Origin of the sequence: Bartonella machadoae (assembly GCF_022559585.1) — a bacterium.
Lineage (GTDB): Bacteria > Pseudomonadota > Alphaproteobacteria > Rhizobiales > Rhizobiaceae > Bartonella > Bartonella machadoae.
The window spans coordinates 2,275,521-2,287,017 of the sequence record NZ_CP087114.1; the positions used below are offsets into that span (position 1 = coordinate 2,275,521).

An 11,497-nucleotide genomic window follows, 5' to 3' on the forward strand; every position below is an offset into this window, starting at 1 on the left:
CCTTGACCAAATTTTAGCGCAACACATGGGCATTTGTTTCCACCAATCCCAAATCATCAACAACCACCACTTCAATATTTTTTCGCCCACTTTCCACAAGTGCAGGCAAAATATTGTGCCCAATACAACCAAACCCATTCATTGCCACACGCATCATTTCACATTTTTCTTATGGATCTTTTCAAGCTCTTTTTCAACAGTCGCAATCACATTCTCACAAGTGATATTGAAATGCGAATAAAGTGTCTCCATTGTTCCACTCGCACCAAACCCGTCCATACCGATAAACACGCCCTCACAACCGATAAAACGCTCCCATCCTTGTCGAACAGCAGCTTCAATAGCAATTTTAACAGGTGCATTGCCAATGAGAGCCTGTTGATAAGAGAGCGATTGCTGTGCAAAGAGTTCAAAACAAGGCACAGAAACAACACGCGTTGGAATACCCTTTTCTTCTAATATTTCATGGGCTTTGACAGCGATTTGTAGTTCTGAACCGGAAGCAAATAAGGTCACTTGCGCCTCATCACTGGCAGTTAATAACTCATAAGCGCCAAGCATACAGAGATTTTCTTCTTCATGCTCTTGACGCAGAAGCGGTAAATTTTGTCTGCTCAAAGCCAAAGTAGAAGGCGTATTGCGTACTTTCAAAGCCAATTGCCAACACTCAGCTGTTTCGACAGCATCAGCAGGGCGGAAAACAAAGTGATTGGGCATTGCCCGCAAAGAAGCCAAATGTTCCACGGGTTGATGGGTAGGACCATCCTCACCAAGACCAATGGAATCATGGGTCATGACATAAATCACCCGCAATCCCATCAAAGAGGAGAGCCGCATAGCAGGACGCATGTAATCAGAAAAGCATAAAAAGGTTCCACCATAAGGAATAAAGCCGCCGTAAAGGGCAAGACCATTCATGATAGCGCCCATGGCATGTTCACGAATTCCATAATGGAGATAGCGTCCTGAAAAATCTTCAGCAGAAATACTTTTCATCTGACTGCTTTTTGTATTATTAGACCCTGTTAAATCGGCAGAACCACCGATTGTCTCAAGAACAACCCCATTAATGACCTCAAGCGCCATTTCTGAAGCTTTACGGGTAGCAACAACGGGACGTTCTTCAATAAGTTGCTGTTTATAAGCATCAATAGCGCCATCAAATCCGCCCAACAGATCTCCCCGCATCAGCCTTTCAAACTCTAACCGTTCTGTAACAGGAAGATTGGCAAATTTTTCTTCCCATTTTTGCCGCTTTTTAGCAGCGTTCAGACCAGCCAAGCGCCAACTATCGAGAATATCCGCTGGAATAACAAAAGGCTCAGCATCCCACCCTAAAGCGATACGGGTTCCAGCAATTTCTCGCGCCCCCAAAGGTGCCCCATGAACTTTATTGGTACCCGCTTTACTTGGCGCCCCAAAACCAATGGTTGTTTTACAAGCAATAAAAGTTGGTTTATCAGAATCTCGTGCCGCCTCAAGAGCACGTGCAATTGCGGCTTGATCATGTCCATTCACTTTGTGTGTATTCCACCCAGAAGCTTTAAAGCGCGCTATCTGATCTGTACTATCAGCAAGAGACACCTCTCCATCGATAGAAATATTATTATCGTCCCACAACACGATAAGCTTATTGAGTTTTAAATGCCCCGCAAGAGACAATGCTTCTTGCGATATCCCTTCCATCAAACATCCATCGCCCACCAACGCATAAGTGTAATGACTAATAAGATCGCCAAAACGGGCATTTTGCAAACGTTCACCAAGAGCCATTCCCACGGCATTTGCCAACCCCTGCCCCAAGGGTCCAGTGGTTGTTTCGATTCCAGCAACATGGCCATATTCTGGATGCCCAGCAAGTTTTGACCCTAGTTGACGAAAATTTTTCAAATCTTCAAGGCAAATATCTTCATAACCAGAAAGATAGAGTAAAGCATAAAGCAGCATCGACCCATGCCCAGCCGACAACACGAAACGATCACGGTTGGGCCAACGAGGATTTTTAGGATCATGGGCAAGGAATTTTGTATAAAGGACGGTAGCAATATCGGCTGCCCCCATAGGCAAACCAGGATGACCAGAATTTGCTTTTTCAATCGCATCAATAGCAAGAAAACGGATAGCATTGGCCATCTGATTTTGTTGTTCAGTATTTGTCATGAATAATAGACCACTTTGTTAAACACATCTGTTAATTGCTTCCTCCGTATTTTCTTTCATTTTTTAAGAAAGACTTTCCCATTTTTCAAATTGTCAGCATGAAACTTTTTATTATCACTAATAATACTCCCCTCACACTTTTATGCCCTATCATTTATGCCAATACGCTCAAAAAATCCAGCTTTTAATTAATGTACTTCGCCTGCTTTGCTTGCTAAAATGTTCTAGATATTTAAAAATAAAATTTACACAAGAAAAGAAAGCGAGTGATTCGTTTTTCATAAAAGCTGATAAGGGATATCATTACCCAAAGGATAAAAGCATCATGAACCAAGAAATGACGGTTCTCCCACACGCTTTAGAAAGATTAGAAAAAGCACTAAGAACCTTAGAGATTACCATTATCAACCGCAATGCCGTTATTGATAAAAGCAATGAATGGGAAGAAGAAATTCAACGAATGAATGCGGATCGCAGCCATCTTGCTCAAGCGCTTGATAAAGCCGAAGCCCAAGTTGAACGGTTAGAGGCAGTGAATAAAGAAGTTTCCAAACGTCTCGTTAAAGCAATGGAAACGATTCGTGTTGTACTTGATAGATAAAGGTTTGAATGTATGGAAACTGTTTCCGTCACCATTGATGGTAAAGTTTATCGCATGGCTTGCGATAAAGGACAAGAGAGCCATCTTATTGCACTTGCCGCTCGATTGGATCAATATATCACACATCTGAAGACCAATTTTGGTGAGATTGGTGACCACCGTTTATCGGTTATGGCTGGTATTATGATACTTGATGAGATGGAAGAAATAAAACGAGAAAAGAAAAAACTCCACGAAGATTATGACGCTCTTTTACGAATCCACAATGAAAGAGATCGTGCCATAGGAAAGATTATGCAAGATACCACGGAACGGATTGAAAAACTTACCGCTCAATTGCTTACAAATGATCAACCCAATCTTGGTCTTGAAGAACAAGAAAACTCATAAACGGACATATTGCCCCAGCAACAAACAAAGGAAATCTTCTTCAAGAAGAAAGCAGCGCGCGTATTTTACCTAAGGCAACATATTGATTTATAAAGATAAATCATATTTTTTAACTTGTCTCACAACTCCAAATCGGACATATTACCATTGTAAGATTCTCTTAATCTTAAATCATTTCATTTTGAATCAATTAAAGTCACTTCCTTACACGCCACAAGCGAGGCTTGCGTGTGGATAAAAACTCTAAAGAAAGGCATAAAAATACCTCTTATGAATCGTCTCAATACCAAGAGTTGTCGCAATATTGGGGACCGGTAAAGAGTATGATGGGGCCAGCTTGTATCTTCATAAGCGTAAAGATGGTGGTGCTCAATGGCTGCTTTTACGCTATACCATCCACGGGCGCCATCGTGAAATGTGCTTGGGTGTTTTAACAGATGTCTCTTTAAAACAAGCCCGTGAATGTGCATTCCAATGGCGATCTGTTTTACGTGAAGGTCGTGACCCCATTAAAGAACGTGAGAAACAAAAACGTGAGGCAATGCATAATCTGCATTACTTAAAAGATATTGCTTTGGATGCTTTTGAAAGCCGTAAAGCTGAATTAAAAGGAGATGGTAAGGTTGGAGATTGGTTTTCACCTTTAAAACTTCATATTCTCCCTAAATTAGACTGTATGCCGGTTTCAGAGATTACACAAACCGATATACGCAATACGCTTGCTCCCATCTGGCATACAAAAGCTGGGACAGCTAATACAGCACTGATGCGTCTCAATCTTTGTTTAAACATGCTGCTGCCTTGGGTTTGGATATTTGATTTGCAAGCAACAGCAAAAGCTTTGTTAGGCAAACAAAGGCATAAAACGCAAAATAGACTAGCAATGGATTGGAGAGATATACCGGCTTTTTATCAACACTTTGCAGAACACCAACCCTAACACAACTGGCTTTGCGCTTGCTTATCTTGACAGGCGTTCGTACATATCTCTTGTGTCATATCCATAAAAATCAAGTTGAAGATGATATATGAACCATTCCTGCTGAGAATTGAAAGCAAGGACTGCCGCACGATCAACCATATCCTCTCAATCTCGTGCATCTTGCGCAACCACACGAAGAGCAATCCCCAAAGCAAAGCCAAGCGCCGTGCTGTTGCCACGATGGGCGATAAGGCAATTCGGCTACCAACATCTCTTTCTGAAAGTAAACACCCTGAACTGTTTTTAGATAATTCCCTTCACAAATATGCTTATAGCTCTTGGAAATGGATCTGTTTGGGGGTTCACGTGAGGTACGCACCACAAAAGTATCTGATGCTGTATAAGCAACAAGAACGCCAATTGAAGTGTTCCGATAATATGACGTATGGCAAGAGACACCATATCATATTTTAGAGAAGTCGCATTGCTTCCTCAGGCAAACAAGGTCCCATTAAATTGCCTTTGTACCATCTTGAGAAACCGAAGCAATACGCAAGAGATTTGTTGCACCGGGTGTACCAAGAGGAACCCCTGCTGTCACAAGAAACCGGTCTCCAGCTTGACAAAAACCTTCTTGAAAAGCAATGGCTGCCGCACGATTAACCATATCCTCTAAGTCTCGTGCATCTTGCGCAACCACACAATGCAATCCCCAAACCAAAGCCAAGCGCCGTGCTGTTGCCACGATGGGCGATAAAGCAATAATGGGTCTGTTTGGACGTTCACGTGAGGCGCGCACACCCGTTGTGCCTGATGCGGTATAAGCAACAATAGCAGCCAATTGAAGTGTTTCGGCAATCTGCCGAGCCGCAAGGGAAATCGCATCGGTTCCTGTTGACTGAGGAACAGGGTGCTGCGCACCCATCTGAGCCTCATAAGTAGGATCTTGTTCGATTTGTCGCGCAATGCGGTCCATCATAAGCACTGCTTCTTCAGGATAAAGACCAGAAGCAGATTCTGCCGACAACATCACCGCATCACTCCCCGCATAAACCGCTGTAGCGACATCAGAAACTTCCGCGCGCGTTGGAACAGAGGATGTGATCATTGATTCGAGCATTTGTGTTGCCACCACAACAGGCTTTCCCGCTAAACGACAAGCTTTTATGAGTTCCATTTGCAGTGCTGGAATCCTCTCTAAGGGCATTTCCACACCGAGATCTCCCCGTGCAATCATAATTCCATCGGATACATGAATAATCTTTTCTATGTGCTCTAAAGCTTGCGGTTTTTCGATTTTTGCCATCAAAGACACTTTGCTTTTTGTCAACCGGCGCACCGCCATAATATCTTCTGGACGTTGAATAAAAGAAAGTGCCACCCAATCAACAGGTTGTTGCAAAACCGCCTGAAGATCAACCTCATCCTTTGGCGTCATCGCACCAAAAGGCAAAACCGTATCGGGAAAACTAACACCTTTTCGATCAGAAATACCGGTTCCAGCAACCACACGGCACACAATCGAATGACCATCACACCGCTGTACAGACAATTTCAATTTTCCATCATCGAGCAACAGCCGATCTCCGGGCTTAACAGCGGCAAACACCTCTTTATGTGGAAAAAACACACGTTGTGCATCACCAAGGACATCACGATCATCCAATGTAAAGCTTTGCCCTACACGCAAATCCTCTTGCCCCTTCGCAAAACAGCCAATACGCAATTTTGGTCCCTGTAAATCCACTAAGATACCAATGGGTCGACCAACAGTTTTTTCAACCTCTCGTATGCGTTTCACCAAATCAGCCATTGTTTCACAATCGGTATGGCTCATATTCAAACGAAAAACATCCGCCCCTGCTTTAAAGAGTTTTTCAATCATTGCAGTGGAAAAAGAAGAAGGACCAAGAGTAGCGATAATCTTTACTTTACGCGCGCGTTTCACGGTGGCGAACCTCCTGAAAGAGGTGGAGAATTTCCAACCGAATCATTGAACAAAGATTCTTCGGTCAACTGCACCATCCAACTGGTTTGATTGCCTGTATCAATTTCCTTAAACGCAGCCTTTTGATAGCCCCTAGGGAAACAATCATGAACCCCTTCAATGGTAAATTGGCTATCTTGCACACACATGGGTACAGAACCAGACCAGTTGCCTTTTTTCTGCTCTCCCTCTGCATAAAAATAATAAAAGCGTGAAGACAATGGTCCCTCAATTAAAGTTTTACACTCTGTCACTGGAACCATCCACCACCCTTCGCTCACCCAACCTGAAAGCGTACGATACCCAAGAGCAACCCCTACAGACTGTTGCGTTGTGTTACAAACTCTAAAGTCAGCCTTGGCAAAAACAACAAGGAAAAACGAGAGCAAAATGCTCAAAAGAAAAACCCTCAACCCTCTCTGAAAGATCCACCACTGTCTTTGAAAAACCACAAAACCACTCATATAACGCAAGCCCTTAAGACAAAACATACATTCCTTTTCTGCTCTTTTTCAAGCACCTTTTCAGTGTATAAAGACCTTTTTATTGTTTTCTGCCTTTTATAGGCAGCCTTTTATCACCTTTTTATCGATATAAATATTTTAAACTTTTACAAAATATTTAAAGTCAATTTGTAAAAAAACTGTACAGCTTGAGTCACTTTTTGTTTTTCAAGCTTTTCCAATCAAATTTATCGTCGCAACAACCGCTTAAAATATGTCGCAATAACAACTTAAAACATAAACTATGGAGAAAGAGACAATGAATAATACAGTAACGGATCAAACACATGCTATATCTGTCAATCAACTACGTGCTTTTATCGAACGTATTGAACGGCTAGAAGAAGAGAAAAAAACCATTTCTGATGATATTAAGGAGGTTTATGCTGAACTTAAAGGCTCTGGTTTTGATAGTAAAGCCGTTCGCAGCATTATAAGATTGCGTAAAAAAGAAGAGCACGAACGGATGGAAGAAGAAGCCGTCATCCAACTCTATAAAAATGCGCTTGGCATGAGTTAACGCAAAAGCGTTTCTTTCCACGGAAAAGTTTAAGTTCCAACCATTTTTCTTTTTGTGTACAAGAATTTTCCTTTTCTTGGCAGCGCTGTCGCGCGTTGCAGAAACGTGCAACCTATCAACGAATGGAAGAAAAATTCATTCGATTCTATAAAATGCCTGTAAGGAACTGTAAAGGTCTTTGGTCGTGTTTGTGGGCGTGCAAAACTCAATCGACAAAGCGAAATAAGAGAGGTCCCAAAAAATAAAGAGGTTATAAAAGAGCGATATTCTTATCGAGATTGTTGATACTGAACGCCATTGAGAACATAAAATCTTTTCTCAAAATTAAAATGAAAAGAAAATGGAAAAAACGAATAATGGACATGAATTTTTACCAAAAATTTTAGCAATTTTGCAACTTATGAGAAGAATATCCGCAAGACATCAAACAATTCTATCATGAATCGCAATTTTGGCATCAATCTTTGAGAGAGCATTAAAAATCAAGAGCATAAAATTGAAGGCACCAAAAACCGCACAATGTCCTTACACCCAGAAGAGTTCTTATACTTCAATCAACTCTTGAATGATGCGATGCAAGAAAACAGACGGATGCAAAGACATTCATTATGGAGTATTTTATAAATCAAAAGCCAAAACACAGCACCAACATTTTGCACCTTACAGATTTATGCATTATAAATTGACATACCTTAGCAACCCTTGAACGCTCCCATTCGTATAACGCTCTCGTAAACGGACAAATTGAGCATTAAAAGAAAGCCTCTCAAGAGCAAGAGGATGAGCGTATCAATATATTGATTTATAATGATAATTTACTGTTTTGTCTATTGAACGAGAGACCCGAATATCCTCAGATTTTCTCCTTTCAAACCTGCTTTATGTTGAATCAATCAAAACCATCCCCTTGCACACCACAAGTGGGATTGATGTGTAGATAAAAAAGAGAAAAGAAAGGTGTAAAAAAGCCTCTTATAAATCATCTCAATACCGAGGGCTGTTGCAACATTGGGGGTTGGCAAAGCGTATGATGGGGTCAACTTATACCTTCATAAGCGCAAAGATTGTGGTACTCAATGGCTTTATTCGTTATCCCATCCACGGACACCGCCGTGAAATGGACTTGGGGGCTTTAAGAAATGTCTTCTTTAAAAAGCCCATGAATTGAATTGGCAAGGAGGGGTAGGTAGTACATAGAATAAATCTCTTCATTAACCAATCAAATGAGAAATATGAGCAGAAGACCATGGCAATCACAACAAAACGAACAATTTCCACATTGATCAATGGTAACGATGCTGGTGAACTGTCTTCCTATTACCTGCGCAATGCGGACTTTCTTCGTCCGTTCGAACCACTAAAATCTGATGATTATCATAGCCTAACAGCTTGGAAGAAGCGAGCAAATGCGTTTGCTTTTGAGAGTAAAAAAACCAAGCATACCGATATGCCGTACGATTGAAAAATGAAAGCGCAATCATCGCTGTTGTTAACTTTACAAATGTTGTACGTGGTGTGTTTCAAGCCTGTCATCTTGGCTTTTCTCTAGATGAAAAGCAACAAGGCAAAGGCTTCATGTTTGAAGCTTTATCTGCTCTGATACTTCATATCTTTGATGTTATTCACCTGCATAGAGTAATGGCAAACTATAGACCGGAAAACACCAGAAGTAGAATTTTATTGGAGCGTCTTGGTTTTGAGAAAGAAGGATATGCAAAAGATTATCTGATGATTTCCGGCAAATGGAGGGAGCATATTCTCACCTCGTGAATAAATGAGTCGTATAAAGTCACCAAGAAATCAGAATAAAACATACTAAGGTATTTTCCAGATGTTCATTTTTACCAGATTTAAATGTGCTACCATGGAAATTTTATAAAATTCAAAAGACTTTTCTTTTTCACTTTGTACGCACATTCAGTCTCTTTTCGTATCCTTACACAAAAATTTAAACTCCAATCATTCTTCTCTTTAGCGCACAAAATTTTCTCCAATCTATCCACCCATCGCATAAAGAATGGTGTAAAAAAACGAACACACCGTGAAAAAGAAACACGCAGTCAAATCTATAAAAATCTTCGCAAAAAATTAACGCTAAAGCGTTTTTATACACTCTACATCTTCAACATTGGATAACATATTGATTTATAACGATAATCCATCATTTTACATGTTGAATGAGAGTCTCGAATATTCTAAGATTCTCTCCTTTCAAAGCTGCTTATGTTGAATCAATCAAAACCATCCCCTTGCACATCACAAGTGGGATTATTGTATGGATAAAAAAGAGAAAGAAAGGAATAAAAAAGTCTCTTATGAAGCATCTTCATGCGGAGCTGTCGCAATATTAGGGGCTGGCAAAGTATATGATGGTGCCGACTTGCACCTTCATAACCATAAAGATGGTGGTGCACAATGGCTTTATCGCTATACCATTCACGGGCGCTGTCATGAAATGAGCTTGGGTGCTTTAGAAATGTCTCTTAAAAAAGCCCGTGCATGTGCAACCCAATGGCATTCTGTTTTGCGGGAGCGGTCTGTTTTGCATGAGGAGCGTGCCCCCATTAAAGAACGTGACAAACAAAAACGCGAAGCAATGCGTAATCTCCATTCTTTAAAAGATATTGCTCTAGACACTTTCGAAACGCGTAAAGCAGAATTAAAAAATGATGCTAAAAATGGGCGTTGGTTTTCATCTTTACATCTTTATATTCTTCCTAAATTAGGCTGCATCCCCATTTCAGAAATTACACAAAATGATATACGCAATGTGCTCGCTCCCATTTAGCATAAAAGCTGCAACAGCTTATAGAGCACTAAACCGCCTTAATTTTTGTCTTAAACATGCTGCTATCTTGGGATTGGATGTTGATTGACAGGCAACAGAAAAAGCAAAAACTTTGTTAGGTAAACAATATCATAAAACGCAAAATAGACCAGCAATGGATTGGAAAGATATACCAGCCTTTTCTCAAACACTTTGCGAAACACAAACCCTAACACAATTGGCTTTGCGTCTGCTTATTCTGACAGGTGTTTGTACATATCCCTTGCGTCATATTCATAAAGATCAAGTTGATGGTGATACATGGACCATCCCTGCTGAGAATATGAAAGGAAGGCGTGATGCTACAACAGAGTTTCGCGTGCCTTTATCATCAGAAGCATTAGAAATCTTGAAACAAGCACATTCTCTCTCTTGCAATGATTTCTTTTTTCTGCAACAGGTCGTGGTCCCCTTAGTGAAACTTGTATGTCACTCTATATGAAACAAACTGGTCTTGATGCCTGTCCGCATGGTTTTCGCTCTCATTTACGCGATTGGCTAGCAGAAACAACGGATGCTCCTTTTAAGGTCGCAGAAACCATTCTAGGTCAATATGGTCGGGGGTAAAGTAGAGCGTGCTTACCATCGTACTGATTATTTAGAGAAAAGCAAAGATGACAGGTTTGAAAAACACCACGTACAACATTTGTAAAGTTAATAACGGCGATGATTGCGCTTTCATTTTTCAATTGTACGGCATATCGGTATGCTCGGTCTTGTCCACTCTCATCAGCAAATACATTTGCTCGCTCTTTCCAAGCTGTTAGGGTGTGATAATCATCAGATTTTAGTGGTTCGAAAGGACGAAGAAAGTCCGCATTGCGCAGGTAATAGGAAGACAGTTCACCAGCATCGTCACCATTGATCAATGTGGAAATTGTTCGTTTTGTTATGATTGCCATGGTCTTCTGTTTATATTTCTCATTTGATTTGTGAATGAAGAGATGCATTTTATGCGTGTCAACGTTTATGAAGGTATAAGTTGGCCCCATCATACTCTTTGCCAGCCCCCAATGTTACAACAGCCCTCGCACGAAGACGATTCATAAGAAGCCTTTTTACTCTTTTCTTTTTTTATCCACGCGCCAGCCCCGCTTATAACGTGCAAACACATGATTTTACTTGGATTCAATAGAAAAAAATTTAAGGTGAGAAAATCTTACAGTATTTAAGGGGCTCATTCAGTATGCAAAACGGTAGATTATCATTATAACAATGGATTGTAGTGCAACAATTCCAGTTCTAACCATTCCTCTTCTCTTTGGCGCACAAGCTTCTTCTCCAATTCATGCACCCCATCGCATAAAGATGATGCAAAAAAGACCAACACACCGTGAAAAAGAAACACGCACCAAACCTATAAAAATCTTCGCAAAAAATTAACTTTAAAGCGTTTTTACGGTTTCATACACTCAATGTCTTCACGCAACAATTCCAGTTCTAACCATTCCTCTTCCTTTTGCGCACAAGCCTTTTTCTCCAATCTATGCCCCATCGCATAAAGAATGATGCAAAAAAGACCAACATACCGTGAAAGAGAAACACGCACCAAATTTATAAAAACTTCTCAAGAAGAATTAACGTTAA

8 protein-coding genes and 5 pseudogenes are annotated in these 11,497 nt (G+C 40.7%); 7 read left to right on the forward strand and 6 right to left on the reverse strand.

From position 1 onward, the window contains the following. Positions 1–16: 16 nt before the first annotated feature. Both LNM86_RS10795 and tkt read right to left on the reverse strand, forming a co-directional pair. Positions 17–157: pseudogene (locus LNM86_RS10795) on the reverse strand (glyceraldehyde 3-phosphate dehydrogenase NAD-binding domain-containing protein); the annotation flags it as partial. Then, the gene (tkt, locus tag LNM86_RS10800) at positions 154–2,160 is read right to left on the reverse strand and encodes a transketolase (RefSeq protein ID WP_241437676.1); all 2,007 of its coding nucleotides are present in this window, start codon (positions 2,158–2,160) and stop codon (positions 154–156) included. The pseudogene LNM86_RS10795 and the gene tkt, both read right to left, overlap by 4 nt. Positions 2,161–2,485: 325 nt before the next feature. Here tkt and LNM86_RS10805 point away from each other — a divergent pair, with 325 nt between their 5' ends. From LNM86_RS10805 to LNM86_RS10815, 3 genes and pseudogenes are all read left to right on the forward strand, one after another. Continuing rightward, the gene (locus tag LNM86_RS10805) at positions 2,486–2,761 is read left to right on the forward strand and encodes a DUF4164 domain-containing protein (RefSeq protein ID WP_241437677.1); all 276 of its coding nucleotides are present in this window, start codon (positions 2,486–2,488) and stop codon (positions 2,759–2,761) included. A gap of 12 nt (positions 2,762–2,773) precedes the next feature. Beyond that, positions 2,774–3,151: a cell division protein ZapA gene (locus LNM86_RS10810; protein ID WP_241437678.1), complete on the forward strand. Its 378-nt coding sequence runs from the start codon at positions 2,774–2,776 to the stop codon at positions 3,149–3,151. 261 nt (positions 3,152–3,412) lie between these two features. Further along, positions 3,413–4,180: pseudogene (locus tag LNM86_RS10815) on the forward strand (tyrosine-type recombinase/integrase); the annotation flags it as partial. 404 nt (positions 4,181–4,584) lie between these two features. Here LNM86_RS10815 and pyk read toward each other — a convergent pair. Both pyk and LNM86_RS10825 read right to left on the reverse strand, forming a co-directional pair. After that, the gene (gene pyk, locus LNM86_RS10820) at positions 4,585–6,021 is read right to left on the reverse strand and encodes a pyruvate kinase (RefSeq protein ID WP_241437679.1); all 1,437 of its coding nucleotides are present in this window, start codon (positions 6,019–6,021) and stop codon (positions 4,585–4,587) included. Further along, positions 6,018–6,551 (reverse strand): DUF1036 domain-containing protein, encoded by a 534-nt coding sequence (locus tag LNM86_RS10825; protein ID WP_241437680.1) that lies wholly within the window; start codon positions 6,549–6,551, stop codon positions 6,018–6,020. The genes pyk and LNM86_RS10825 overlap by 4 nt, the downstream gene beginning before the upstream one ends. 271 nt (positions 6,552–6,822) lie before the next feature. Here LNM86_RS10825 and LNM86_RS10830 point away from each other — a divergent pair, with 271 nt between their 5' ends. The 4 genes and pseudogenes from LNM86_RS10830 (at position 6,823) to LNM86_RS10845 (ending at position 10,562) form a co-directional block, all read left to right on the forward strand. Beyond that, positions 6,823–7,083: a DUF2312 domain-containing protein gene (locus LNM86_RS10830; RefSeq protein WP_241437681.1), complete on the forward strand. Its 261-nt coding sequence runs from the start codon at positions 6,823–6,825 to the stop codon at positions 7,081–7,083. Between the two features lie 1,027 nt (positions 7,084–8,110). Beyond that, a complete protein-coding gene (locus LNM86_RS10835) occupies positions 8,111–8,251 on the forward strand; it encodes a hypothetical protein (RefSeq protein ID WP_241437682.1) in 141 nt (46 codons plus the stop codon). A 78-nt stretch (positions 8,252–8,329) separates the two neighbouring features. Further along, positions 8,330–8,853 (forward strand): annotated as a pseudogene (rimJ, locus tag LNM86_RS10840) (ribosomal protein S5-alanine N-acetyltransferase). 505 nt (positions 8,854–9,358) lie between these two features. Beyond that, positions 9,359–10,562, forward strand: a pseudogene (locus LNM86_RS10845) (tyrosine-type recombinase/integrase). Here LNM86_RS10845 and LNM86_RS10850 read toward each other — a convergent pair. Both LNM86_RS10850 and LNM86_RS10855 read right to left on the reverse strand, forming a co-directional pair. Then, a pseudogene (locus tag LNM86_RS10850) lies at positions 10,489–10,812 on the reverse strand (GNAT family protein); the annotation flags it as partial. The pseudogenes LNM86_RS10845 and LNM86_RS10850 overlap by 74 nt on opposite strands. Before the next feature lie 494 nt (positions 10,813–11,306). Next, positions 11,307–11,459: a hypothetical protein gene (locus LNM86_RS10855; RefSeq protein ID WP_241437683.1), complete on the reverse strand. Its 153-nt coding sequence runs from the start codon at positions 11,457–11,459 to the stop codon at positions 11,307–11,309. Positions 11,460–11,497 lie beyond the last annotated feature (38 nt).